This window comes from Cohnella ginsengisoli (assembly GCF_029525555.1).
Lineage (GTDB): Bacteria > Bacillota > Bacilli > Paenibacillales > Paenibacillaceae > Cohnella > Cohnella ginsengisoli.
On the sequence record NZ_JAPDHZ010000002.1, the window covers coordinates 731,939 to 756,185 of the forward strand.

Consider the following 24,247-nt stretch of genomic DNA (forward strand, 5'->3'; position numbering starts at 1 on the left):
CAGTAGATGCACGGATGGCCAACGGTTGGTTCCGGAGCCCGTATAGGCGGAGAAACCCTTCTTGCGAGCGATATTGACCAGATTGGGGAATAAGCCCGTCTTATCGCCTTCACCGTGCACGATCGGCGGGAGGCGTACAATCGAGGAACGTACCCCCCCGATTCGCCAAGTCTAAGGTGGTATGTTCAGAAATGACGCGCAATCCTCCTGGGGATTGAGGATCCCCAGCGCTGTCCTCCGTACCGAGACGGCCGGGAGTAAGCGTCATCGTAGGCATCGCGACGACAAGCGCCCGGTCACCGGTGGGTAAGGCGGTGCCAAGTATCTCGATGGCTCGCCTGTCGGTCTCAATTGCAGCCTTCATAAATCGCATCACCATATGACGAGGATTCCCGCCGAATAAGACCCTAAGCCGAGTTGGAAGACCCGAATGCGAGAACTTGTGGAAGTAGGCCAAATGAATGACCCCGTCTACTGCGGCAGCCATTTTGCGCAAGCCTGCTAAATCCTCGATCGAACCGATTTGAACCGGGGCACCCAATGCCGCAAGCCGTTTGCCGGCTTTTTCAGAACGGGCAAGACCAACCACTTGATGACCGGCATCCAGCAGTTCGCGAACGACCGCCCCTCCGATGAAGCCTGTCGCCCCTGTAACCAATACACGCATTTTCAGAAAGCCCCTTTACTATCGGTATGATGTTTACTCTAAGTATAGGGGATTGACCACTGCGGTCTTTGCCTTTTCCGTCGGCGTTTTTGCCTGATTCAACAGATTCCGCCGCTTAAAAAGGAAAAATCCGCTAGGCTCTATGCCCGCGGAAATTTGAAAAGCCGTTTACGTGTGCGTTTCACTTCAACTGTTGCTGGTCCTGACGCCACCTTGTGATATCTCTAGTTGGAGGGCACCCAAAAAATCGGCTGTAATCGCGATTAAATTGGGAAACGCTTAAATAGCCCACAAGCCGGCTCGCCGTAGTTGCGTCAATGGAGCTGGATAACATTCGACGCCTCGCCTCTTGCAGGCGCAGCACCTTTTTGATATTGCAGAGGGCTCATCGCAGTAACCGATCTGAAATACTCGCGAAACGACGATTCGCTCATATGGACCAACTCCGCCAAATCCGCTACTTTCCACGGCTGGGAAAAGTTATTCTGGAGCCAATCAATCGCTTTTGCAACCTGCTGCATACCCGATTCCGCCAGAACGGTCTCGGCAACATAAACACCGATTGGGCTACGGAGGAGGCGGATATAAATCTCGTCTTTCACCAACGGAGCCAGCATTTGAGCATCATCGGGAGAAGACAGACAAGCCATCAATCTTGCAGCGGCGTTCATCATGGCCAAATCAGCTTCGATGACGTAGCACGCACTGCGATTGCGAACCTCCGGCAAACCATTAGGAAATACCATCGGCAGCAACGCAGCAATCCTTTGCGGATCAAGGTATAAACCTATCCCCAAGAACGGTACATGGGGGCTGGCCTGCATGATTTTCATCACAACAGGCAAGGCAACGGGGGCAATATACATTCGCGAAGCACTATACTCATAAGCATCCTTGCCTACGGTAATTCGCTTTTTCCCTTGTGCTGCAATGCAGATTACCGGCGAGAGCATGGTGTGAACATCATCCGCCGCTTCTACTTGCGAATATCGGTTCACATACAGGCCATGGATCGGTGAAGCATAGGTCCCATCCCGCGAAGTATGCGTGTAAATCAAACTTGCCAACCGGTCTGCTTCACCATCTAGCGCTGACTTGGCCTCATCTAATACAGATACATCCTCATATTTATGGTCATTGGCCATGTTCACAAGCATATTCCCCTCAGATGCAACGGGATGATAGACATGTTCATGATACCACAGGGGCATCCAAAAAAGCTTATGATACGGTTCAGCGTATCAATCTAAATGTGAAAAGAAGGAGCAATGCTGCAGGACGCACTGAAGAGTTTTGAAACTCCTTCAGAATCCGCTGGTAAGGAAGCTACGGTCATTGAGGAAAAAACAGCAAAAAAAGACCCTGAACACCGTCTAAAGAGACGAATTCAAGATCTTAGAAATTTAAGGTGGTGCGGTCGAGAGGACTCGAACCTCCACGGGGGGGTTAGCCCACTGGAACCTGAATCCAGCGCGTCTGCCAATTCCGCCACGACCGCGTATCTATCTTGTTCAATTTCTTTCGCAAGACGATAAGTCATATTATATAGGCCGATCAGCAAAATGTAAAGTCTTTTTTTCCGGTAACTTATCGGCGGGGTTTATCGTCTTATACGGGTACCCATCAACCGAAGTCAATTGCAGGCTGCCGGTTACGCGAGGAGATGCACGATGAGTCTAAAAGCGCGGTTTATCGCATTGTCGGTCGTCTTGGTTTTGTCGGTCGCAATGTTTAGTCTGTTCTTCGTTCAAGCCTACCACAGCCGATTTCCGTTTCTTCAACGCATATTTTACGGCCATGCAGGCACTGCAGCGGTCTCGGGAGAACACGCGAATGCCGATTACTCGCCCTACCCCGGCTTGAAGGCAAGCGATACGCAACCCGACGGGCATTATTATCGCAACCGCGTGCTCGTGCTCATGTATCATGACGTCTCGCCTTCCCCGACGGACGTGCACTCGCTGTCCGTTCGCAACTTCGAGCGTCAGCTTCAACTGATGAAAGACAACAATTTTCATTGGATCACGATGAGCCAATACCGTGAATTTATCCTTCACGACCGGCCCGTGCCCGAAAATGCGGTCCTGTTGACGTTCGACGACGGCTACGAGTCTTTCTATAAATATGCTTATCCGCTGCTTGAAAAATATCGGGCGCCGGCTACAAGCTTCCTCATCGTAGATACGGTCGGCAATCCGAAAATGCATGGCGTAGAGAAGCTCAATTGGGATCAGGTCAAAGAAATGCACCGCGGCGGCATCGACTTTTTCAGCCATACGTTCAATCTTCATTACTACGCGCCGACGGACGCGCGAGGCAAGCACCCGGAACCGGCCCTCTCGAGCCGGCTTTATTTGAAGGACAAAGGTCGAAGAGAAACGGAGAACGAGTATGAAGCGCGGGTGGACGCGGATTTACAGCAGGCTAACGCGGTGCTTAAGCAAGAGCTGGGCGAAGACAATCATGTGCTCGCCTTTCCTTACGGCGCTTTCTCCGAGCCGCTCCTGCAGATCTGCCGCAAGCGCGGCATCGACGTGACGCTGACCGTCAAGAGCGGCCTGAACAAGCCGGGACAGACGAACGGCTTCCGCTTGAATGCGGGCGGCATGAGCAACGACCCCGAGCTTCAGCTCGCGCTGATGAAACAGGCGGAGCAGCGCCTTGGGCATGCGCATTTCGATCGTTCGCCTGCCTATAAGAGATTCGCCATTGCATTCTTGGTCGTAGCGGCAGCCACTTTCGCTGTGTGGATATACGTTGGCAGCGCACTGTTCAGGCAGAGAGGAACGAAAAACGGTTGAAAATAAAAAGCCAAGGCGTTGAACCGTCCCCCATCAGACGGTCAACGCCCCTGACGCGACCTTGTTTTTTCCTGTCCGCTTCGCTTCGTACAGCAGCGCATCCACTTTCTCGAACAGGTTTTCCTTGGTCAACGTGTTCGAATAGCTCTTTAAACCGACGCTCACGGTCACGGCTCTGCCGTCCAATTCGGGATGGTACGACTTGGCCAGCTCCGCCCGGATTCCGTCGACCAGCGCGTAAGCCTCTTCGAACGACTGCTCGAACAGCAGCAAGGCGAACTCCTCTCCGCCGTAGCGGGACGCGATGTCCGCCGGGGATATCCGATCCTTGATGACCCGCGCGACGGTCGCCAGAATCGTGTCCCCCATGCGGTGGCCGAACGTATCGTTGATCGATTTGAAGTTGTCGATATCGATCAAGGCGAGGTGAAAAGGCGCGCCTCTGTCCGCGAATTCCATCGCCTTGTCGTAAAATTCGTGGAAAGACATATGATTGTACAGGTTCGTCAACGCGTCCGTTTTGGATCGCTGAGACATGACCGTATTTTCGACCAGCAGCTGCTGCTGGGCGAACATCGCCGCTTCAAGATCGAACGCGAGGTCGCGCCCGCTGACGATGATAAAACTTGCGGCGACGGTGCTGAGCGCGAAAAACAGCACGATCGCAAGCAGATCGAAATCGCTCATGTACGAGCGAAACCAGAAATCCCAACGATACAGAACGCAAAAGCCGACGATTTGCAGCGCCGTGGTAATCCATGTCAAGCTTAGCCGAAAGAAGAGCGTTGAGGCAAAAATCGGCAGCAGCATGACCGCCGCGATAATCCGGACGTCCATGTTTAAATGAACGATGATCATCGAGATCATCGTGCCGGCCGAGAAAATGGAAAAAAACGAGAAGCGTTCGGCTTTGACGAGTATCGCATGGGCAGCGGCGGTGATGCCGCACATGAGCAAAGTGGGATAGAGCAAGATGCGCAAATAAAAATCATGCGCGGCGGCCTCGTAAGGGAGGAAACGGAACGCGAAAAGCTGGGCCAGGAAATGCGCGCCGATGACCGACCAGTAAGTCCAGACGAACCCGCGCGCGTACCGGAACTGGCGCCGCTTTTCGATGGCCGCGAAGGAAGCACTGGAGAAAAAACGGTTATTCTTTATTGTCATTTTACACCACGCTTACCGGGTCTAGTTGCTGAAGATGAACACTACATAATTCGACACATTCGACACTATTCCTGCGCTCCCTTCCGTCGAATTTAAATAATTTATGTCAAAAAACCTGACGGCGCTTGTACGCGCCGTCAGGCTGCCGAAAGCTACGGTTTATGCTGAATTTGACCTTGGTTCACCGCGCTTTTCACGAGGCCGCGGACTTTAAGCCCCCATCGAAAGCTTGAGCGATTGGCGCGAGTGAATGAGCTGCATCGGCACGAGTTTGTCTTTGCTCCCTCGCGTCCGGTGACTGCCAGCGGGATGAAGGAACCTGAGCAGCGTCTGCAAATAGGCGGCCGTCCATCTTTCCATCGTCCGAGAAGGCATCGGCCGGCACTCGAAGCCCAGTCCGTGCACGAGACCGCGGTGAAGCAGCGTCGTACCGAGCAGCCCCTTCACCTTGGACAGCCTCGGATCGCCCTCCATCGCCTCGGCGATTCGTCTCAGCGATGCGCGAGCCAGCCGGGCGGTCTTCAGCGCGGCCCGGTCGGAGCCGACCGTGCCGGACAGCTCCAGCATCAGGCGGTTGTCCAGATGCAGCTCGCCGATCCGGTCGCCGGATTCGATCCGCGTGCCGTCCGCGCAAACGATCGGTTCCCCGGAATGCCGTTTAATGAGCAATTTGCATATGCCGTAATCGAGCTTGCCTTCGCTGCGCCATTCCATCCCGAGCCAGACGACTTTCTCCCAGAGAAGCCATGCCTTTTGCCGAACCGTAAAACGCGCGCCCGCTTCAGCCCCTCGAACTGGCGCTGTCGCTTCAGCTTGCGTACTGCCGTTCATCCCGATTCCTCCCTTTACCTTGGCTCTGTCTCTTTCATTGTATCCGCGGCAAGGAGCGCCTCCCATCGTCTTGCGTCGTGAACGGCTGCCCTGCTGAAGTCGTGATCTGCACTGGACCGCGGTCGGGATCGCGTATGGGCTACCCCCAACGACCGCTACTCGGCCGTGGCGCCAGCATCGTGATATCGCTTTGGCGTGACGCGGACGTATTTTTTAAACTGGCGCATAAAGTGCGTGTCGTTGTCGTAGCCGCATAAGACGGAAATTTCGGCGACGGACAGCCTGCTGTTTTTCAATAAATACTTGGCGTATTCAAGCCGGGCCGCGATCATGTCCGTCATGACCGGCACGCCGAAAAACTGCTTGTACGAATGCTGAAAGTAAGATTTGCTCAAGTTGACCCGCGCGGCCAGCTCTTCGACGGACGTCCGCTCGTGCGGCGCATTGTAGAACGCGCTCCTGAGGTCGACGAAGGCGCCGTAATAGCCGCTGACCTTGTCCGGAAGCGGCGCCGCCTGCGTCGCGTTGGCCAGCTTCATCATGAAGCCGCGAAGCTCCAGGTCCAGGATCCTGCCCGCCAGGCGGCCTCCGTTGCTCTGAATGCGCCGCAGCTCGATGACGCCCCTAGAGATCTGCAGGGCATCTATGGCCTTGACCGGCTCGTCCAACGGATAACCGAGCTCGGCCATCAGCGCTCCCATCTCGTCGCCGACGCAGTGGAACCAGTCGTTCGCGAACGGACGCTCCAGCTCCCGGTACAAATGAGGCGTGTCCGGTCCGAACACGATGTGGGTGCCCGGTTCGACGCTCATCGATCTGCCGCGGACGATGACCTCGGCGCGGCTTTTAAAAAAACGAAGGCATAATTGCCCGCGCCCCTCGGCCTATCGATCGTGATCCCGTCCGGATGAACATGATGATAGCCGCAACTCAGCAAATCCAGCAAGGCGTTTCCTCCCTCATAGCACGATCGGTTAGTTTTTTTGGATATTATAATGGATGGTTCGCTCCTTCTCAACCCTCTATAATAAGGCTGAAAACGCGTTCAAAGTATAGATCGATGCAACTTTGGAGGGAGTATTCGCATGCTTAAAGCTATCGTGCATACGGACTGGACGACAGGAACGATCAACAAAAATATTTACGGTCACTTTTCCGAGCACCTCGGACGATGCATCTACGAAGGATTATGGGTCGGAGAGGATTCGCCGATCCCGAATACGGACGGCATCCGCAACGACGTACTCGAAGCGCTTCGCGAACTCAAGGTTCCGGTACTGCGCTGGCCGGGCGGCTGCTTCGCCGACGAATATCACTGGAGAGACGGCATCGGTCCGCGCGAGACCCGTAAACGCATGATCAATACCCATTGGGGCGGCGTCGTTGAAAACAACCATTTCGGCACGCACGAATTTTTCCGGCTGTGCGAGCTGATCGGCGCGGAGCCTTATATTTGCGGCAACGTAGGCAGCGGCGCCGTCCAAGAAATGTCCGAATGGCTCGAATACATGACTTTCGACGGCGAGTCGCCGCTGGCCAATCTTCGCAGACAGAACGGACGCGACAAGCCTTGGAAGCTCAAGTACTTCGGCGTGGGCAACGAGAACTGGGGCTGCGGGGGGCATATGCTGCCCGAATACTACGCCGACCTGTACCGGCAGTATCAAACGTACTGCAGGCAGTACGGCGACAATAAGCTCTATAAGATCGCCGGCGGCGCCAATTCGGACGATTACCGCTGGACCGAAGTGCTGATGCAGAAGGCCGCCGGGCAAATGGACGGACTGAAGCTTGCACTACTATACGGTTCCTGGTACATGGCAGGAAAAAGGCTCGGCAACGGAATTCGAAGCGTCCGACTGGGAACTCACGATGCGCAAGGCGCTTCATATGGACGAGCTGCTCACGAGACACGGCACGGTCATGGATAAATACGATCCCGAACGGCGCGTCGGCCTGATCGTCGACGAATGGGGCACCTGGTTCGATGTCGAACCGGGGACGAATCCGGGATTTTTGTACCAGCAAAACACGATGCGGGACGCGCTCGTCGCCGCCGCGCATTTGCATATTTTCCACAAGCACGCGCATCGCGTCCAGATGGCGAACATCGCGCAGCTGGTCAACGTCCTTCAGGCCGTCGTGCTGACCGAAGGCGACCGTATGCTGCGTACGCCTACCTACCACGTGCTGAAAATGTATGCCGTTCATCAGGATGCCGAGGCGCTCGCCTTGCATGGGGAATTCGGCAGCTTCGGCTCGGGGGGACGGACAGCCGCTGCCCCATATCGGCGCGACGGCTTCCAAGAAGGACGGCGTCGTTCATGTCAGCCTCTTCAACATGCATCCCGCCGACGCTGCCGAGCTCCGGCTCGAGCTGCGCGGAACCGAAGGCGAATACGAAATGGAAGGTCTCGTCTTAAGCGGCGACGGCATGAGCGCGCATAATACATTCGAGGCGCCCGACCGGGTCGAAGCGAAGCCGTTGGAAGGAATCAAGCGCGACGGTCAAGCTTATGTAATCCCTATGGCGGCCGCTTCGGTCGCTACGATCAGCTTCAAGCCGCGTGACTAACGGCAAATAAGCTCCATGCGCATCAAAGCGCATGGAGCTTTTCATTTTTCCTTGCGTCGTTCAGTCCGGATACGCGCCCTACGCCGGCCATTTCGGATTGACTTGGGATTCCGGGTGCGGACAGCGTCCCTCCTTCAGGCTCGCCCGCAGCCGTACGAGACAACCGCAGTGCATGCACGTCGTACCGTAAGCCAGACCGTCGCAGCTCTCGCACGCTTCCAGCCTGGCTTTATAGCGATCGTCGTCGATCCGGTCGCCCGATTTGATTTTGGACAGCAGCCGCTCGATTTGCGCCTCCGTGACCTTTACGCTTGAAGTGCAGCCTTTGCAGGCTTCCGTCGCCTTAACGCTCATGCCGGCCCAACGCCCCTTCCCCAAACAGTGCGCATACTTCCGCCTCTTCATGGTAGTCCATTGGGCGAATGCATGCCATCCAACATCCTGCTCAAAAAAACTGACCGAAACCGCTTTGTATGTGAAAATGCAAAAAGCTCGCATGCGCCGAAGGGCGACATACGAGCTATTCAAATCGAAGTGGTGCGGTCGAGAGGACTCGAACCTCCACGGGGGGGTTAGCCCACTGGAACCTGAATCCAGCGCGTCTGCCAATTCCGCCACGACCGCATATGAAGCGTCCCAATCATGCTATGCTTCTCAAGACGAAAATTTTATTATATAGGTTATGCGCAAAATGTAAAGCTATTATTTTTTTCGTGTCTTTCTCGTTCCTTTGCGGTCAGGCGCTCGACTTTCCCTTTGACGTCGCGCTTCGAACGATCCCGATTAAGGCGAGACACGCAGGAAACGCAATATATCCCGTCATGATATACATATTGCCCCAGGTCGAGATAAAGGTCAGCAGCGCCTGCATGCTGGGGGCGACCCAAAATGCCGACACGATCAGCAGCAAACCGACAGGAAAAACGAACAGCTTTTCTGCTTTGACCCCGGTGCAATATGCCACCCCCACGGTCGCCGTATAATAAAAAAAGAGAAATTCGCACGAACGTGCCCAGCACCCAGCTCGCCATGACCATCGCTTCGACGTGTTCGATAAAATCCGCTACGCGAATGTAGCGGGACGCCATCAGGAAAGGGTAATAAAACTGCGAAGCATCGATGCCGAAGAGAAAAAGCACGGTCAGGTTGATCAGCACCATCGTCGCCGCCGCCGCTGCCACGCTCCAATAACCGGCTCGGTTACCCTTGACACTGTCTACAAAGGGCAGCAGAAAGGCGATCAAGACAAACTGGCAGAACCAGCCTTGAACGACAAAAACCCCCTTCACGACGGGCAACGGACCGTTCCCGAGGATGGGCAGCATTTCCGTCATATCCATTTCAGGAATTAACAAAACGACATTGATCAGCAGCAGCGCCAGCACGGCCGGCAAAAAAAATTTGCGCGCAGCGGGCGATCGTCTCCGCACCTGCCTTAACGACCATGGCGCAAACCAGCAGCATGGAAGCGGTAATGACGACAATCGGCGTCCGCTGAAAAAAATTGCCCGAGATAAACTCGGAATAATCGCGTATGGTGGCGCCGCCGATGTGCAGATGGAACAGCAAAAATAAAATGCCGACCGCTCTGCCCGCAACGCGGCCTAGAACGGCCTCGATCACGGCAAAAAAAATGCTTGCCCGGATATAGTCGATGGAACCGCCCCGCCGCCCAAACCGGGATGAACCCGCCGAGCGAGGCGAATATCGGCGTCAGCCACATATCGCTGCCGGCCATCAGCGTAGCGGCCGAAGGCATGACAAGAAACGCGGTGCCTATCGTGGACAAGTAAAGCAGAGCGCCCATTTGCGCGGCGGATATTTGGACTTTCCCCGCCATACGTCGTCGACTCCTTCTACTGCGATATATGCAACCGATCTTAAGGGGACAGCCACTTCCCCAGCGGCTCGAACAAAGGACGAACCCAGTCGGTAGGTCCGGGCACGCGCGGCGCGAGCAGATGGAGGCCGCACAAGATCACCCCTGCGGCCATCACGCCGCCGTATGCCCAACGGCGATGCTTACTTCCTTTTTAGATGCGTTCGATCCGCCCAGGTCATCGCTGCGGCCAACAGCAGAACACCCGCGACATAAACCAGCTTCATCGGCATGGTATGCCCCCCCCCCCTTCTTTCAATAGGGCACAGACGCGTTCGACATGCCCGGACGTTTGACGTGCATATGAACGTTTATCTCGATCCGGATCTCCTTGAAGACGCTGTCCCAGTTTGTCCGCGCCGCTTTCCAGTGCTTCGGATAATGCTTGCGGAAAAGGTCGGCGAGACCGAAGATGTCCGCATTGAACTGCCGTTGGCCGGCCTCCACCGTTTCTTCGATGCGAGACCTTATGCTTTGCGAAGCGGCCCGTTCGATTTTTTGCACCCAGGCTTCGTCGGTGACGATGCCTCCGGTCGTATTTTGCAGCAGCACGGCCTCGTTGTCGACCTTTACGCGCACGCTCCACCGATCCCCTTTAATGGACGGGACAAGCACGGCTCTTGATCGGAGCATACGCAAAGCGACGCTGCCCGGCATCCCTTCGGGCTTGAAGGTGAGCGTAGCCTCCTTCGTTTCATTGTGCAGCCAGAGCAGCCCACGCGTGAGCCGCATATTCAGACGTCCGACGGCTTTGCCGTTTTTAAGAACGGTACTGCCGGTAATGTACGAGACGGTGTTGTCCGGATTCTCGCCCGGCTGACTCGGGAGCTTTTGAATATAGGGCAATACCGCCGATTTGCCCGCGCTTCGCATCATCCGCAGCAGTTCGAACATAGAGACGTCCGGTCCGATCTGCAAGATCGTCATCTCCCGCAGCGTCTCCGCCACGTCTCTCTCAAGACGCGGATTCAGCCGCAAGGCGTCGATCGCCATACCTTCGCTCACGAACAGATTGGCGCGCTCCCGAGTCTGCCTGGATCGAAGCAAATAATCCATATCCTCCTCGATGCCGTGCGCCGCCCGTTTTTCCCCGAAGATGAACACTTCATCATGCTCCCAAGTGAGCCTTCTCGACATCGTCGTCTGCAAGCGCGATACCGCGTCCGCGACCGAGATGCCCATCGCTTCCTTCACGATCGTTTGCGAGCCGCCGCCGCCGGCGGCTTGATCGCCACCGACGCTCGGGGTGCCGCCTGCTTTTTTTCGGCACGAAAATCTGCACGGACAGTTTGACTTGCCCCTCCTCGACCTCGTCGATCCCTGTCGCCATGACAAGCGCCAGATCGTTGATCTCCAGCCGATCCCAACAGCCCGCGCTCAGCGGCAGGAGCATGCTCGCCGCGATTATGCGGCACGCCTTGGCCCACTTCATGGACTCAACCGCCTTCTCTTTGAGGCGCCGGCCTGTTGCGCTTGGCTTGTCGGTCGGCATTCGCCTTTTGCGCGCTTGCCGGCCGTTCGCCTAGCGCCCATGCAGGCGCGCGAATGAGCGTATCTTTCCAGGAATGCCTGGCCCCTCTTCGGAAAAAGACGAGATACGGCTCTCCGAACGAACGCAGCGACGCTAAATGAATGACGAGCGCAATGACGCCCAGCATCAGGCCGAGCAGTCCCAGAAATCCGGCAAGCAGCATCACGGGAAAGCGGAGGAGCCGAACCGAGATGCCGACCGAATAATGCGGAATCATGAATGAAGCGATCCCGGTCAGCGCCACCACCATGACCATAGGCGGCGACACGAGTCCGGCGGCCGTCGCGGCTTGGCCGATGACCAGCGCGCCGACGATGCTGACGGCCGAGCCGACCTGCTTGGGCAGTCGTACGCCCGCCTCGCGCAGCGCTTCGAAGGAGATCTCCATGAGCAGCGCTTCGACCAAGGCGGGAAAAGGAATGTCTTCGCGCGATTTCGCGATGCTGAGCAGCAGCGTCGTCGGTACCATCTCCTGGTGGTACGTCAGAATCGCGACATACAGCGAAGGAAACAGCAGCGCCAGCAAAAAAAACGAGTAACGCAGCCATCGGATCACCGTTCCCATCATGAAGCGCTGGTAATAGTCCTCCGGCGATTGCAGCAGCGCGAACAGCGACGTCGGCGCGATCAGCGCGAACGGCGTGCCCTCCGTCATCAGCATCACTTTGCCCTCCATCAGAGAGGCTGCGCAAACGTCCGGACGCTCGGTCGAGAGCAACTGGGGAAAGGGGAAAACGTCGAGTCCTGAATCATCTCCTCGATATTCGCGCTCTCGAGGACGCCGTCGGTATCGACGCGGGACAGCCTGCTTAGCACCTCTTGGACGAGCGAATCCTTGGCCACCAATTCGATATAGCAGACGACGACTCGCGTACGGGTCAACGTGCCTATCGTCATCGTCTTCATCTTGAAGCTGGGCGTCCTCAGCCTTCTTCGCATAAGCGACATGTTGACGTCGAGCGACTCTCCGAAGCCCTCTCTCGGCCCCCTTACGACCGACTCGGCCATCGGTTCATCGATGCCGCGTTTCTCCCAATCGGCCATGTTCAGGATAAGTCCGCCCGGCTGTCCGTCCAACAGCAGACAAGGCATGCCGACAAAAAAGCCCTTCGATCAGCTCTCGTATCGTCGCCGCCTCATGCAGGTCCGCGATCGGCAGCGTGCGGGCCATAGCGGACAGGCTGCCGTCGGCATTGGAAGACATGCGAATGAGCGGCTCCATCGCCATCTTTTCCAACTGCGCCTTGTCGCTCAGCCCGCATAGATAAATCAGGAGCGCCGCTCTGCCGTCGCCCATCTTAAAAGGATGAAAGACGGCATCGGCGCAATCGTGCAGCACTTCGCCGAGCGCCGCTCTGTTCGCTTCCAGATTGGACAAGATCGGGCGATCCATCTCGAATGGGGCGGGAATCGACGAGGAAGAATAATCGGCCATTGGCGCGCCTCCCGTCTTTCTTCGATATAGCGTTTCCCCATCGGCTGCCAATTAATACCGAGCGCTTCGGAGTGCAACGATTGGATATGCAAAAATGCTCCCGAATCGTCACATGAACGGTTCAGGAGCTTGTCGTCTTCCTAATAGGACTCCAATTATTCCATGATGGGATAGCAGTTATTCAAATGAGGCGGGCAAAACGGTAACCCTCCATACCCCTTCACGTTGAAGTAAACAAAAATAAAAACCCCTCCGAAGAAGAGTTTGATTGAAGGTATGGTGCGGTCGAGAGGACTCGAACCTCCACGGGGGGGGTTAGCCCACTGGAACCTGAATCCAGCGCGTCTGCCAATTCCGCCACGACCGCATATGAAGCGTCTCAATCAAGATTTCTTTCTTAAGACGATAAAATAGATTGTATAGGATTTCCGAACGAATGTAAAGCTTTAGTTCCGAACAGAATATTCGTTTACAGTGTGAATGGAACGACCAACACATGGCGGCTTCCTTTGAGTTGGAGAAATCAAAGTACGTTAAATCTTTATGAACTGACTGCGGATGGAAGAAAATTCGTGAATACAGTAAACGTTTCTAACGGAAACGTGACTCTTACTACCGATGCTTTACGTGCCTATGTTATAACTACGGATACATTGACCACCGTAAGCAATAACAATATGGCTTTGACTGCAACGATTACGGCTTCCTCCAATTCGGATGCAAATTATAACTCGACTACACACATGTTTAACGGAATGGAGTACAGATATATTACAAATGTTTCGGCTCCGAATAACGATTGGACTACCGTGCTTAAGAATCTGACTTCCGGTGTTATGATTGACAGTCAGGCACAATCAGGTATGAGATGCCAATTACCGCAGGCTATACTGCCGATGGCGTGGCAAACACGTTCTGGTCACCTAATTATGATAGTGCAAGAGGCTCTATTGACATGGCAGATTCTCAAGCATGGATAGCTTACGATTTTGGAAAAGTGAAGACGGTAAGCAATATAACGATTAATGAAGTGGGAGCGGTAGGCAATAAAGTTACGTCATTCAAATTACAGTACGACAATAATGGGACTTGGACGGATATGTTCACGGGAACATCCATTCCAGGCACCGCAATCAATGTCACTCCAATTCAGACTCAGAAAGTAAGATTCTTTATCACAGGTGCACAAACGAACAACCCTCAAATTGCGGAAGTAGTAATTCGATAGATGAAATACAAATGTTTTCGATCGCACAAAAAGCTGCTGGGCCATTTCTCTGAACTGTGACCCAGTTTGTGGACAGATATTAAAAAGCAGCCTGGCTAAGCTGTAAGCAAATGACTCCTGTATTCGTCAGGGGTCATTTGCTTTAATGTCCATTGATAACGTTCTGAATTGTAGTAAGCCATGTAGTCGGCAACCCGAGCCCTCACCTCATCATTGGTTTGGCAGTCCAGAAAATAAACGTCGTCTTTAAGGTGGCCGAAGAACGATTCCATAGAAGCATTGTCCCAACAGTTCCCTTTTCTCGATATCGACTGTTTAAACCCGGCTTTTTGAAGCGATCTAACGTTCGTTCCACGAGGGAGAGCTCGAGCGTCGTGCTCACTTACGCTGCTAAGATCTGACGGGTTGCACCATCCTTCACACAGGACAGATTGGCTTGGCGTATGCTCCTCCGCTTTCAGCCATCTGTAATAGCCGCTGGTACTGACCGCCGCTTGTTGGCACAAGTAGCAAGTCATCCGTTTAAGACTGTGCTGCCGAAAGCGCGCCGGTTGGCCGTCTTTGACTTGATTAAAACATAAATGACCCGTAAGAGGGTCACATTTTTCAAAGTGTCCTTCTTACGGGTCACAGTTCATCGACCAATATAACCGAAATCGCGAACAATATAAAGTACGCCTCCGCTCAGTCGCCGATCATCCCGGAATTCGATCGATCCTGGCGGAGGTAGTACTTGGAGCAAGGCTGATAAATTCGGGCCGGCATGCGCACGAAACGGAGAGAATCGCTCCTCTCCGTTTTGCGGTCATGTTAAAGCTTCTGTAAAAGCTGATAGACGGCTTGAGCGACTTCCGCCCGAGTAGCGGTCGATGCCGCGTTAAACCGGTTGCCGCCGGTCCCGATCATGAGCCCGAGTTGGGCAGCGGAACGAACGTCTTCGACCGCCCAGCTCGCTATTTTCTCTTCATCCGCAAAAGAAATATCCGCCGTCTCCACCCCTTCCGTGCTGCCTTTCTTATACTGATACGCATGGACGAGCATGGACGCCAATTGCTCCCGCGTCACATAGGCATCCGGTTGAAAGTCGGTCTCCGTCACTCCCTTCACCAGATGAGCCTCGAAGGCCGCCGCCACCGCATCGGCGTACCAGGCGGATGCGTCAATATCCCGGAAAGCCGGCTTTTGACTTGCCTTTAAGCCGAGCAACCTGGCGAGCAAAGCCGCGGCTTCCGCACGAGTCGTTTTGCCTTGCGGTTGGAAGGCCTGATCCGTTACACCCTTGACGATCTGCCGGGCAGCCAGAACTGCAAGCGCACGATGCGCCCAATGCCCGGAAGGTACATCGTCAAACGCTTTCTTGTACTCCAGAACCGCATACGCGCTGAAATGATTCAGTTGCACCGTTATCGCATCTCGATTAGAAAGGAGTCGGCCGCCGACGTACTCCCATCGCTTGTTTATTTCGTCGAATCGATAGACGCCTGCCAGCTCCTTGTCTACTGCCGAACCATCGAACGGGAATTCCACCTCAACCGGCTGCGGGAAACTTGATAATTCCCGTTCTTTTCCACTCCCTTCCACAACAGCAAGCTTCAGACGATAGATGCCGCCTCCGGCATTCAGTACGGCGTTCGGCCCCGTTACAAGCTGCCCCGTGCTCTCCGATAACGGATCCGTCTCCTTCTCGATGGAGAACGCGAGATGGCCGTTTGGCGTCGCACCGTTTCCTGCAAGATCTGCAAGGGCAGACAGCGTATCCGGATGAATGGCGACCGTTACTCCTTCCGCGCGAACGATCAGCTCGCTGCCGCCCAAAAGCGCCGCGGTACGGATCGGAAGCAGAAGGCCTCTTTTCCCTTTCGGCAATGGGAGCGAAACTTTCCCGTCTGCCGCATTCGACAATTCACTTTCCGATACCGGATACAGATCGCCGGAATCTGATTGAACAGGAACGTTCCCACCAGGTGACGACGGGAATACAGCCGATTTCGTGGTTACCGTAATGCCCGGACCGTCCTGGCTCCACTGACCGGCCCTATCCAGTGCCTCCACTTTAAAGGCATAGCCGGTTCCGGGATTCAGGCCGCTCACCGCGTAAGTCGTCAAGTCCCCGCTTAAGCTGGCCAGCAGCTCGTTCCCTTTATAAACCCGATAACCGGTCGTGTATTCTTGGTTCGCAGGGGTCCAATCCAAGCGAAGGCTCGTCTCCCCCCACATTCGTGGCCGATATCCGGCTATCCGGAGACCACATCAGAGATCCCGCGAGCGCATTTCCCTTTTCGTAGATTTTGAATTCCCGGATCTTCGGATCCGCATCGGAAGCCGCGATCAACAGCCTGATTTTGGTCGCCGAAAACTTCTTCATATCGATTTCGCGGAGGCTTCCGATCGTTGTCCCTTCATGAACGGTGCTCCAGCTTTTGCCGTCCCATTTTTGAAGCTGGAAGCTTGAGACGTTGTTCCCTTCCTCGGACAGCACCACCCGGTCGATCTTGACGATGTCTTTGAATTCCGCTTGAAGCCAGGCGCCGTTCGATTCGCGGCTTGCCGACCAGTAGGACCCCATCGCTCCATCCATGGCCCGCGATGCCTGTACGTCGTACCGATAAGTAAAGTTGCCGGCGGCTTCTCCGACCAAATAAGAGGAATAACTGAAATCGTTGTTATCGTTGGAAGAGGCCGAGGCCTTCGCGGCCAGCGCCAGGTTGCGGTCCGCATACAGCTGGAATTCCGCAATCGAAGGCGCCTGTGAAGACGACAGAATATGAAGCCTCACCTTACTGCTCCGAAATTCGGGAAACGCGTTGGTCGCTTGATTCCCGACGGCCGACCCGGAGTATGCCGCCTGCCATTCAGTTCCGTTCCAGTATTCGATAGCGTACGATCCGATATGGTTGCCAACTTCGGAAAGAACGGCCCGATTCGCGGTTGTTTCTCTTCCAAAATCGATTTCGAACCAAGACTCCTGCCCTGTCGGCGTCCATTTCGTATTTAAGTTGCCGTCCACGGCATTCGCGGCGATGTCCGTACCGGAGGATGAGGATGCGCTCACGACTTGACCCAACGCTCGATTGACAGCCCCCGCCATGTAATCACTGCTGCCACCCGGCAACATGACGTATGGTGTCGCTTTGCCGAACGTATACGTCACCGTCCCGTTCACGACGGCAATCCGATCGACGAAGGCTCTCCCGGAGTCCGTCAACTCGTACAGATCGACATCGGCAACATCGCTCCAATTGACGGGCAGCGTCCAAGTGGCTGCACGGCCGTCCCTGCTGTACGCATAGATTTTCTTGTCCCCATCCGGCGAAGGGAGAAATCGGTCGTAGCCTTTGGCCATAACCACGTTGCCTTGCGTCAACGTAAACTGTCTGGTCGTCTTGTCGAAACGGGCGATCAGGTCGTTCCCCCCAACGAACCTGATACTTGTCGGCATCGTTCACGTACTCCTGAACGGTATATTTACCCATAGTAGCGTTCACAAGATTGATCAAATAATGATCCTTGACCAGCGCATCCGCCAGCATATTGTCCACGCCGTTCAAATTCCCCATGCGGTCCCGACCAGAAATGACATTCCCGAACAGCTTGTCATATTCTTCCCCTGCATAGCCCGCAGGACTTTCCCAAGGGAAATAGTTATATTGCATGAAGGTGGCGCCGGCGTTAATAAAACGATCGATCACGCTGGATGTCGCGTACCTTTTAAACAGAAATCCGCCATTCCGCCGTTTCTCCGGCGAGTAAAACTCGGTTGCCGTAAAAGTGCCGTGAGAGCGCCATTGGTCCACCTCCTGCTTCATGGCATACCACTCTTCGTCGATTCCGTAACCGACATCCTCGCTTGTATGCGGAAGCATAACGTCCTGGTACACAATTCGAGGGGCCCAGTATTTTTCCACAAAATCGTCGATCCGGGGCAATGCCGTCCCCTTCAGCAAATCTTTGAAATGACTGATGTACCACACGTTATATCCGAAAGCATTGTGCGACACTTTGGGTGTTCCGGCGACATCCTTGGCCAAAATATCGGGAATGGTCCCATAAGATTTGCTTAGCTCCGACATATCGTCAGCATTAACATGGAAGGAGAGGTCACCGTTATATTTCATGATTTCGTTGCGTGCCAAGTCCAAATCCGAACGTTCTCCCAGCCCGGGATTCAATTGCTGATCCGCCCAATCCGGATAATTCCAGTCGTGCCCCCTGTATTGCCAGCCAACCGCTTCATAGCTCTGCCGCGACAATCCATCCGTTTGATAAAACAATTTCCTCTGTTGCGCGGCAAGAACGGAATACTGCGTCATCAGCATCGTCGATTCGGGAATCGGGGTGTTCGATTGGGGGGAAAGCCATATGCGTCTGGCTCCAGTTCCCGCCATTGCGGAAAAAATCCTTCAATTCGGCTGGCATGGGCGGCAGCTGGTCTCTAACCCAAATCGCGCCATCCTGCCAATCGATGGTACCGTTCGCATTCGTGTCTCCGCCAATGTAGGTTTTGCTCTCGAACCAAACGCCCGGCTTTAACGTCTTGAACCGGTAAGGATAGGCATTGTCATAAATCGCCGCGTACTTTTGTCCCGCTTCCTTGGCCACGACCATTTTGAAAGGAGTAACCGGCAAATTGTTATACACGGCTCCCACGGCCCCAGACGTATATACGAAAGCCCACGGTGTCAGTTGATTGCTTGTTCCCAGCGTGGACAACCCGCCAATTCTGTCCGTAAGCGCATCGGCATACCATGCGGCGCCGTTTCCGGCCTGCCTCTCTTTTACCTTCAAAATCGGAGACGTAATTCTAACAGTCTGCACATTCGGTTCTCCCGGGCCTGAAATGTCCGTTATCGTTCGAACGAGTGCTTGACCCTCCAACGCAAAGCGATAGCCGATCTGCACGTTGAAGTCGGGAACACTGACGGTATAATTCATAAAATCGCTGCCATAGGTCACGTCCGTAACGCTAGCCATGTAGTCCATGCCGTTAATGTTGATGGCAGGACTGTCTTCCATACCCGCACCATACAGAACGGCGTCGGATTCGTTCAGCTTGTACTGCAGCGGTTGCGGAAACTTTTTTGTCCAGGAGGACCGACAGGGACCCGTTGCTGATTTCATAGGAACTAGAAGGATCCGACCCCAGAATTTCCTCGAATGTGGCTTGCTCGAAGTTGGCATTGCCATCAGACCAGACGACAACCCCCTCTTTGCCGGGCCCCGTCGTGATCAAGCTTTCCAACGTTCCCGAATAGACTTGACTATCATTTATCCATACCGTGATTCTATTGCCTGTATATCGGATTTTCACGTTATACCACGTATCCGGATCGAGCGCGAGCGTTGTAAAAAACACGTCCGGTTGTGCGTATGCCGCCTCCCTGATTCTCCAATGTCCGATCCCGTTAAGGGAATATTCATACCCGATCCAAATGTAGCTGCTCTCCGAAGTATATCGGATCAACCCGCCAGCCGTCCCGGTTCCGGGCTGCATGCGGAACGAGTAAACGCCGTCTTTGCCGCTTGGCAGTTGATTATCGGTAACGTGTACCTCCTGATCGTTCGCCTTTACATTCAACCGGCCGTTCTTTTCCGTCAAGGTGCCGGTACCCGATGCGCTCACCCATCGATCTGCCGGGGGAGGAATATCTTCCTGAACCATTTGACTGAAGGCGGCGCTTCCGCTTCCCCAGACGACAAATCCGATTTTTCCGGCACCCAGTGTAGTCAAGCCTTGCAACGTATCGGAATACACTTCTTTGCCGTCCAGCCATACTGTAAGCTCCTTGCCGATATACTGCACTTTGACTTGGTAGGTCGTATTGGCATCCAATGCGCTTGTCGTAAAGAACACATCCGGTTGGGTATAGGAGGCCTCGCGAATTCTCCAATGTCCGACGCCGGCAAGGGAGTATTCATACCCGACCCAAATGAAGTTGTTTTCAGAAGTGTATCTGAACATGGCGCCGGCCCTGCCTTCTCCCGGCTTCATTCGGAAGGAAAAGATGCCATCGGCTAAGTTTAACGAATTATTATCATAGACGTGCAAGTCTTGATTCGCCGCAGTAACATTCAAATTCCCGCCGGAAACCGTCACGGTCCCGCTGTTTGACCCATTGATCCAGCCTCCCATGTCGTTATCGACGAGCACGGGACTGTAAGATTGCGCCGACGCAGGCGGAGCGGCAGCCCCGATGAACAGGGCCATAACTAGGAATTGCACAATAAATAAGGAAAACCGTTTGTGGAATAAGCGATTCATGAACCATCAACCTCCTTATGGATCATATCAAGAATGCGTTATAGCCTCTATCAGCCGAAAATCAATATTTCTCGGCGGAGGGCAATTCCGGGTGACTTCTTCCATGAGTTCTGGCGTCAACTCGATGTTCCTTGCCTGAGCCATTTTTCGGGCGTTGTACTGGTACCAGAGATCTACGATGAGCGTCTCCCCTTCGCGGATGACGGCAAATTCCGCGGCAAACAGGTGATCCAGGAACGCTTCCTTGTCCAAGGCCAGAGCTGCGGCTCCAACGATAATTCGGATTCTATCGCTAGCGGCAAAGTCTGCAGGCAAGGCCTCATAGACGACCCAAGCTTTCTCGTATTTCTTGCATTGAGTTAACAATTGAAGGTATTCTTCGGCGAACGCTTTGTCCGGAAACCCGTTATCAATCGAATAAGCGCTTTCATAATAGGACATCGCCCTCTCCGGTTGGTCCCTTTGTATCATGAGCTGGGCCAAATTTCGGTAAACCCAAGCGGACGGCTTCGCTTGTAACGAGCTTTCCCACGCTTCCATAGCCTCCGCTTCCAACCCTCTCTCATATAACATCACGCCGTAATGCATCCAGACGGTCCAAGTCTGATTTTCCTCTTGCTTCAAACTTTCCCGTACCTTGTCCAGCCATTCGTCTTGAACCATCCATGAGGCCGGAATATCGCGGACGTCACCGTCCGGAAGGGCCCCTTGCTGCAGAAGCGCGAGCCATGGATATTGCGGAACTCCAAGGGTCCGATCGGCAAAGGCAAATCCCGCGGGAACCGGTCGGTCCTTTTCTTGTTCTCTGCGCAATCGTTCCAATGCTCCCCAACCCGAACCGTCGTGCAGCGAGACCTCAGGATCCTTGGAAGCATGCGTTTGCAGCTTGCGGTAGACCCGATCGACTTCTTCCTCTCTCAAGTTGGTGTCCAAGCGTTCCTGCACATAGTCCCTGGCATTGTCCCAGCTTTCCGCATAGGCCCGTTCGGGATCGGCATCGGTTACCCCCAGAATCTGAACGAAGTCCCATTCCGTATGGGGAGGCATATCCAAACCATGGACCTGCGTCGGCGCAAGCCCCCCCTTGTATCTCAAGATACCGGCCCTCTCCCGGCCTGGCCAGGAAATCGCACCAGCGTCTGCCTCCGGAATGACTGCCCCAGCAGAACATTTTCCGATACCTCAACAGAAAGCTGGAACGTTCGTAGAACAAGGTGCCGTCCTCATAGAGAACCGCTTCCCACGGCGACTGGCAGGATTCGGGCGTTTGGAAGAAATATTCGTTCGAAAAGGGGAAGTTCATCGGATACGAGGCATCGGCATTCGGAACGGAAGGCAGACGGGGCAAGCGGCCCGCTCCGAATCCTTTATACCCGTGATCGAAAAAAATCACTTCCGAAGTGGAGGAAAACACTCTGCATCGCGGCGTTTCCTTCACGGCGATATTGCTCCAGTAATACATCGGAACGGGAGCCGAACTGTCATTTACCATCCGCACATAAACAAGCAGCTTGTCCGAGCCTTCCGGCAAGTGAAAATCAAGGTGCCAGAAAATGTTTTTGCACCGTTCATACTCATAGATTCTCAGAAACGCATGTCCCTCATCGTCAACCAGCCTAGCGGTATGAACCGGAGAGCAGGTCGAGAATGCATGTCCGATTTGCCCGACATTCCATTCGATCCCTCCGGAAAACCAAGCATTCAGAATACCCAGATTGGCGGGCTGCAGCACCGGATTTCGATACAACATCTCGCTGCCCGTTTGTTTGTCCAGAAGCGAATATAGCCTGCCTCCGTAATCCGGCAGAAAAACCGCCTTCAACCGGTCGTTTTCCAACACGGCCGTTTTTACGGTAATTGTCCTTCGCTCTCTGCGATATCTATCCTGAATTCGGTACGGCAAATACCGCTCTCCCGTCTCGTAACCGAGCTTATTCTTCTGCTCCTGCGAGAAGCTGCCGTTTTCCCGGACAATCCGATGATGTTCCCTGTTCCGAAAATGGGGAAGCGGATTTTCCCCCTCGATTAGAGCGCCCTCCAATGTTAACGTTGAACTGTACACCTTCATTACAATCACACCAATCTAAAATAGTTTATCCTTTCACCGATCCCACCGTGATGCCCGCAACCATTTTGTTGGATAAGAACAGGAACAGCAGAAAAGTAGGAAAAAAGACAACCATGCATGCCGCAAAAATACCTGCGTAGTCGCCCGTATTCGCAAGACCGTAAACGATGGATTGCAGGGCAAGGGCGACGGTGCGGGTGCTTGGATTGTTCGCGAAAATCAAAGCATAGAAGTATTCGTTCCATACTCCGAGAAAATTGAAAATGGACATGGTAAGGAGACCCGGCTTCGCCACAGGCAGAACAATCCGGATGAACGCTTTGATCGGACCGCAGCCGTCTATCGCGGCGGATTCCTCGAATTCCTTCGGAATCGAGGAGAAAAAGCCGGACAGCAAAAACACGCCGAATGGTGCGCTTGTGAAAATATAAATTAAAAGCAAAGTGAATAGAGACCCCGTTAGCTTCAGCTCAACGAACAGCGAAAACAAAGGAATGGCAATCAGGATGCCGGGTATGGCCAGCGCCGATAAAAACATCGCCTGAACAAGCTTGCGCCCCCGAAACCTCACTCTTCCCATGATATAAGCGGCGGGAGCCGCAACCACGATAATCCCGATACAAGCCGCAACGGTGTAGATGGCGCTGTTGAGAAAATAACGTCCTATCCCCTGGTCTTTAAACAAATGAATATAATTAGAGAAATGAAAGCCGCTCCGAAGCAACGAATTCGTGAAAATTTCCCTCGTTGTGCTTAGAGAGGCCAGGACCGCCCACCCAAACAGGACAACGGTAAAGAGCAGCCAGGCAAAAAGCATCAGATAACCCGGCAGCAGCCGCCGTTCCTTCTTCCAATTGTTGATTCCCACTTCGCGGATCACCTCTTTAATATTCCAGCCGCTCGCCTTTGAACATCCGATTCAGGAGAGCCGAAACGATCAGAATGGTTAATGTGATCATAATGCCTACGCTGGCACCGGACCCGACATTAAACTCGTCTTGCGCATAAACGTTGTTTCCGACGCCGAATACTTTTTGATACATATAATAAGCCGGCGTTACAGTGTGCGGATCATCTTGGCCGAAAGTGGCAGACCAGGCGAAGAAATTGCTGGCCGTAATCGTCCACAAAACGACTGTGGTTCGGAAAACCTCGCGAATCAACGGCAAAGTGATTTTATAGAATCGCTGAAAGCCGTTCGCTCCTTCCAGCAAAGCCGCCTCGTAATAATCGACCGGTATTCGGTCCATTCCCGCGCTGAGAATGAGCATAAAATAGCCGATGGATCCGAAGCAGTAAGCGACGATCATCGAGTAGAATAAATGCTCGTTGTCCGTCCACTGTATGTCGGCCAGCGTCGTCATGCCGAGACGATGAAATAGAGTGGTGAGCAGGCCGTAACTCGGGTTGTAAATATAGTGCAGCCAAACGACAGAAAGCACGACGACCGAAATCGTATTGGGCAAAAAAATCAGCGACCTCCAGAAGCTCTTCCAACGAACGCCCGATTGGAGAATGACGGCGTACAGAAAAGCAAATCCGAAAATCAAAGCTCCGCCGATGAGCCAAATCCCAAGCACATTCCGCACCGACGACAGGAAGTAGGGGCTTCGGACAAGATCGGCATAATTGGCCAATCCGGCAAACTTCCATTCCGTGATCCGACTCGATAGCGCCGGTATCGTATAGAAGCTCATCAGTATAGTCCGCAAGGTCGGATAAAGAAAGATACCCAGATAGATGATAACGGCAGGCAGCAGAAAAAGCGCGATAACCCTTTTTTGAATTTTCATGAAAACCTCCAGAATA

21 protein-coding genes, 3 tRNA genes and 6 pseudogenes are annotated in these 24,247 nt (G+C 54.0%); 4 read left to right on the forward strand and 26 right to left on the reverse strand.

Features of this window, described 5'->3' with window-relative positions; translation table 11 throughout:
* Positions 1 to 109: 109 nt before the first annotated feature.
* The 4 genes from OMP38_RS03645 to OMP38_RS03660 form a co-directional block, all read right to left on the reverse strand.
* Positions 110 to 667 carry an NAD-dependent epimerase/dehydratase family protein gene (locus OMP38_RS03645; protein WP_277563926.1) on the reverse strand — a complete coding sequence of 186 codons (558 nt, stop codon included), beginning with the start codon at positions 665 to 667 and terminating at the stop codon, positions 110 to 112.
* A gap of 181 nt (positions 668 to 848) precedes the next feature.
* Positions 849 to 1,001 carry a hypothetical protein gene (locus OMP38_RS03650; protein ID WP_277563927.1) on the reverse strand — a complete coding sequence of 51 codons (153 nt, stop codon included), beginning with the start codon at positions 999 to 1,001 and terminating at the stop codon, positions 849 to 851.
* The gene (locus OMP38_RS03655; RefSeq protein WP_277565156.1) at positions 982 to 1,812 is read right to left on the reverse strand and encodes an AraC family transcriptional regulator; all 831 of its coding nucleotides are present in this window, start codon (positions 1,810 to 1,812) and stop codon (positions 982 to 984) included. Before OMP38_RS03655 ends, OMP38_RS03650 begins: the two co-directional genes overlap by 20 nt.
* Positions 1,813 to 2,076: 264 nt before the next feature.
* Positions 2,077 to 2,165, reverse strand: a tRNA-Leu gene (locus OMP38_RS03660).
* A gap of 172 nt (positions 2,166 to 2,337) precedes the next feature.
* On the opposite strand from OMP38_RS03660, the gene OMP38_RS03665 reads away from it, so the two are divergent.
* Positions 2,338 to 3,468: a polysaccharide deacetylase family protein gene (locus OMP38_RS03665; protein ID WP_277563928.1), complete on the forward strand. Its 1,131-nt coding sequence runs from the start codon at positions 2,338 to 2,340 to the stop codon at positions 3,466 to 3,468.
* A gap of 33 nt (positions 3,469 to 3,501) precedes the next feature.
* Here OMP38_RS03665 and OMP38_RS03670 read toward each other — a convergent pair whose 3' ends face one another.
* From OMP38_RS03670 to OMP38_RS03680, 3 genes are all read right to left on the reverse strand, one after another.
* Entirely contained in the window at positions 3,502 to 4,632 is a 1,131-nt protein-coding gene (locus OMP38_RS03670; protein ID WP_277563929.1) for a GGDEF domain-containing protein, read from the reverse strand.
* A gap of 210 nt (positions 4,633 to 4,842) precedes the next feature.
* Positions 4,843 to 5,463, reverse strand: a complete 621-nt coding sequence (locus OMP38_RS03675; RefSeq protein ID WP_277563930.1) for a YkoP family protein — start codon at positions 5,461 to 5,463, stop codon at positions 4,843 to 4,845.
* A 155-nt stretch (positions 5,464 to 5,618) separates the two neighbouring features.
* The gene (locus tag OMP38_RS03680) at positions 5,619 to 6,275 is read right to left on the reverse strand and encodes a helix-turn-helix transcriptional regulator (protein ID WP_277563931.1); all 657 of its coding nucleotides are present in this window, start codon (positions 6,273 to 6,275) and stop codon (positions 5,619 to 5,621) included.
* Between the two features lie 273 nt (positions 6,276 to 6,548).
* On the opposite strand from OMP38_RS03680, the pseudogene OMP38_RS03685 reads away from it, so the two are divergent.
* Positions 6,549 to 8,038: pseudogene (locus tag OMP38_RS03685) on the forward strand (alpha-N-arabinofuranosidase).
* 78 nt (positions 8,039 to 8,116) lie between these two features.
* Here OMP38_RS03685 and OMP38_RS03690 read toward each other — a convergent pair.
* From OMP38_RS03690 to OMP38_RS03735, 8 genes and pseudogenes are all read right to left on the reverse strand, one after another.
* Positions 8,117 to 8,392 carry a DUF6171 family protein gene (locus OMP38_RS03690; protein ID WP_277563932.1) on the reverse strand — a complete coding sequence of 92 codons (276 nt, stop codon included), beginning with the start codon at positions 8,390 to 8,392 and terminating at the stop codon, positions 8,117 to 8,119.
* Between the two features lie 181 nt (positions 8,393 to 8,573).
* Positions 8,574 to 8,662 (reverse strand) — tRNA-Leu (locus OMP38_RS03695).
* Positions 8,663 to 8,718: 56 nt separating this feature from the next.
* Positions 8,719 to 9,661: pseudogene (locus OMP38_RS03700) on the reverse strand (GerAB/ArcD/ProY family transporter).
* A gap of 511 nt (positions 9,662 to 10,172) precedes the next feature.
* Positions 10,173 to 11,111 carry a Ger(x)C family spore germination protein gene (locus OMP38_RS03710; protein ID WP_277563934.1) on the reverse strand — a complete coding sequence of 313 codons (939 nt, stop codon included), beginning with the start codon at positions 11,109 to 11,111 and terminating at the stop codon, positions 10,173 to 10,175.
* Positions 11,026 to 11,349 carry a Ger(x)C family spore germination protein gene (locus OMP38_RS03715; RefSeq protein ID WP_277563935.1) on the reverse strand — a complete coding sequence of 108 codons (324 nt, stop codon included), beginning with the start codon at positions 11,347 to 11,349 and terminating at the stop codon, positions 11,026 to 11,028. The genes OMP38_RS03710 and OMP38_RS03715 overlap by 86 nt, the downstream gene beginning before the upstream one ends.
* A 4-nt stretch (positions 11,350 to 11,353) precedes the next feature.
* A pseudogene (locus tag OMP38_RS35530) lies at positions 11,354 to 12,540 on the reverse strand (spore germination protein).
* Positions 12,461 to 12,883: a spore germination protein gene (locus tag OMP38_RS03730; RefSeq protein ID WP_277563938.1), complete on the reverse strand. Its 423-nt coding sequence runs from the start codon at positions 12,881 to 12,883 to the stop codon at positions 12,461 to 12,463. Before OMP38_RS03730 ends, OMP38_RS35530 begins: the two are co-directional and overlap by 80 nt.
* Before the next feature lie 277 nt (positions 12,884 to 13,160).
* Positions 13,161 to 13,250, reverse strand: a tRNA-Leu gene (locus OMP38_RS03735).
* 94 nt (positions 13,251 to 13,344) lie between these two features.
* Between OMP38_RS03735 and OMP38_RS35535 the strand changes: the two genes are divergently transcribed.
* Together OMP38_RS35535 and OMP38_RS03740 are read left to right on the forward strand one after the other, a co-directional pair.
* Complete coding sequence (locus tag OMP38_RS35535; RefSeq protein WP_420869620.1) at positions 13,345 to 13,863, forward strand: glycoside hydrolase family 101 beta sandwich domain-containing protein; 519 nt, start codon at positions 13,345 to 13,347, stop codon at positions 13,861 to 13,863.
* The gene (locus OMP38_RS03740; RefSeq protein WP_277563939.1) at positions 13,752 to 14,111 is read left to right on the forward strand and encodes a discoidin domain-containing protein; all 360 of its coding nucleotides are present in this window, start codon (positions 13,752 to 13,754) and stop codon (positions 14,109 to 14,111) included. The genes OMP38_RS35535 and OMP38_RS03740 overlap by 112 nt, the downstream gene beginning before the upstream one ends.
* A 95-nt stretch (positions 14,112 to 14,206) precedes the next feature.
* Here OMP38_RS03740 and OMP38_RS34405 read toward each other — a convergent pair whose 3' ends face one another.
* The 11 genes and pseudogenes from OMP38_RS34405 to OMP38_RS03785 form a co-directional block, all read right to left on the reverse strand.
* Positions 14,207 to 14,629, reverse strand: coding sequence for an IS3 family transposase (locus OMP38_RS34405; RefSeq protein WP_338130395.1), 423 nt, complete (start codon positions 14,627 to 14,629; stop codon positions 14,207 to 14,209).
* Positions 14,630 to 14,921: 292 nt separating this feature from the next.
* Positions 14,922 to 16,328 carry an S-layer homology domain-containing protein gene (locus OMP38_RS03750; protein WP_277563940.1) on the reverse strand — a complete coding sequence of 469 codons (1,407 nt, stop codon included), beginning with the start codon at positions 16,326 to 16,328 and terminating at the stop codon, positions 14,922 to 14,924.
* Complete coding sequence (locus OMP38_RS03755; protein ID WP_277563941.1) at positions 16,252 to 17,274, reverse strand: discoidin domain-containing protein; 1,023 nt, start codon at positions 17,272 to 17,274, stop codon at positions 16,252 to 16,254. Before OMP38_RS03755 ends, OMP38_RS03750 begins: the two co-directional genes overlap by 77 nt.
* Before the next feature lie 84 nt (positions 17,275 to 17,358).
* Positions 17,359 to 17,550, reverse strand: a pseudogene (locus OMP38_RS35540) (hypothetical protein); the annotation flags it as partial.
* A 358-nt stretch (positions 17,551 to 17,908) separates the two neighbouring features.
* Positions 17,909 to 18,427, reverse strand: a pseudogene (locus tag OMP38_RS35545) (endo-alpha-N-acetylgalactosaminidase family protein); the annotation flags it as partial.
* Entirely contained in the window at positions 18,342 to 19,172 is an 831-nt protein-coding gene (locus OMP38_RS03765) for a hypothetical protein (protein ID WP_277565159.1), read from the reverse strand. The gene OMP38_RS03765 and the pseudogene OMP38_RS35545, both read right to left, overlap by 86 nt.
* Positions 19,096 to 20,370 carry a LamG domain-containing protein gene (locus OMP38_RS03770; RefSeq protein ID WP_277563943.1) on the reverse strand — a complete coding sequence of 425 codons (1,275 nt, stop codon included), beginning with the start codon at positions 20,368 to 20,370 and terminating at the stop codon, positions 19,096 to 19,098. Before OMP38_RS03770 ends, OMP38_RS03765 begins: the two co-directional genes overlap by 77 nt.
* 27 nt (positions 20,371 to 20,397) lie before the next feature.
* Positions 20,398 to 21,465: a tetratricopeptide repeat protein gene (locus OMP38_RS03775; protein ID WP_277563944.1), complete on the reverse strand. Its 1,068-nt coding sequence runs from the start codon at positions 21,463 to 21,465 to the stop codon at positions 20,398 to 20,400.
* A 340-nt stretch (positions 21,466 to 21,805) separates the two neighbouring features.
* Positions 21,806 to 22,438 (reverse strand): annotated as a pseudogene (locus OMP38_RS35550) (DUF5107 domain-containing protein); the annotation flags it as partial.
* A gap of 25 nt (positions 22,439 to 22,463) precedes the next feature.
* Positions 22,464 to 23,306, reverse strand: a complete 843-nt coding sequence (locus OMP38_RS03780; RefSeq protein ID WP_277563945.1) for a carbohydrate ABC transporter permease — start codon at positions 23,304 to 23,306, stop codon at positions 22,464 to 22,466.
* A gap of 16 nt (positions 23,307 to 23,322) precedes the next feature.
* Complete coding sequence (locus OMP38_RS03785; protein ID WP_277563946.1) at positions 23,323 to 24,231, reverse strand: carbohydrate ABC transporter permease; 909 nt, start codon at positions 24,229 to 24,231, stop codon at positions 23,323 to 23,325.
* Positions 24,232 to 24,247: the final 16 nt, after the last annotated feature.

Bases quoted from the DNA above. Each gene is read 5' to 3' on its own strand.
- OMP38_RS03645 (WP_277563926.1), bottom strand. From the start codon at position 667: ATGCGTGTATTGGTTACAGGGGCGACAGGCTTCATCGGAGGGGCGGTC.
- OMP38_RS03650 (WP_277563927.1), bottom strand. From the start codon at position 1,001: ATGTTATCCAGCTCCATTGACGCAACTACGGCGAGCCGGCTTGTGGGC.
- OMP38_RS03655 (WP_277565156.1), bottom strand. From the start codon at position 1,812: ATGGCCAATGACCATAAATATGAGGATGTATCTGTATTAGATGAGGCC.
- OMP38_RS03665 (WP_277563928.1), top strand. From the start codon at position 2,338: ATGAGTCTAAAAGCGCGGTTTATCGCATTGTCGGTCGTCTTGGTTTTG.
- OMP38_RS03670 (WP_277563929.1), bottom strand. From the start codon at position 4,632: ATGACAATAAAGAATAACCGTTTTTTCTCCAGTGCTTCCTTCGCGGCC.
- OMP38_RS03675 (WP_277563930.1), bottom strand. From the start codon at position 5,463: ATGAACGGCAGTACGCAAGCTGAAGCGACAGCGCCAGTTCGAGGGGCT.
- OMP38_RS03680 (WP_277563931.1), bottom strand. From the start codon at position 6,275: ATGAGCGTCGAACCGGGCACCCACATCGTGTTCGGACCGGACACGCCT.
- OMP38_RS03690 (WP_277563932.1), bottom strand. From the start codon at position 8,392: ATGAGCGTTAAGGCGACGGAAGCCTGCAAAGGCTGCACTTCAAGCGTA.
- OMP38_RS03715 (WP_277563935.1), bottom strand. From the start codon at position 11,349: ATGAAGTGGGCCAAGGCGTGCCGCATAATCGCGGCGAGCATGCTCCTG.
- OMP38_RS03730 (WP_277563938.1), bottom strand. From the start codon at position 12,883: ATGGCCGATTATTCTTCCTCGTCGATTCCCGCCCCATTCGAGATGGAT.
- OMP38_RS03740 (WP_277563939.1), top strand. From the start codon at position 13,752: ATGCCAATTACCGCAGGCTATACTGCCGATGGCGTGGCAAACACGTTC.
- OMP38_RS34405 (WP_338130395.1), bottom strand. From the start codon at position 14,629: ATGACTTGCTACTTGTGCCAACAAGCGGCGGTCAGTACCAGCGGCTAT.
- OMP38_RS03750 (WP_277563940.1), bottom strand. From the start codon at position 16,328: ATGTGGGGGGAGACGAGCCTTCGCTTGGATTGGACCCCTGCGAACCAA.
- OMP38_RS03770 (WP_277563943.1), bottom strand. From the start codon at position 20,370: ATGAATCGCTTATTCCACAAACGGTTTTCCTTATTTATTGTGCAATTC.
- OMP38_RS03785 (WP_277563946.1), bottom strand. From the start codon at position 24,231: ATGAAAATTCAAAAAAGGGTTATCGCGCTTTTTCTGCTGCCTGCCGTT.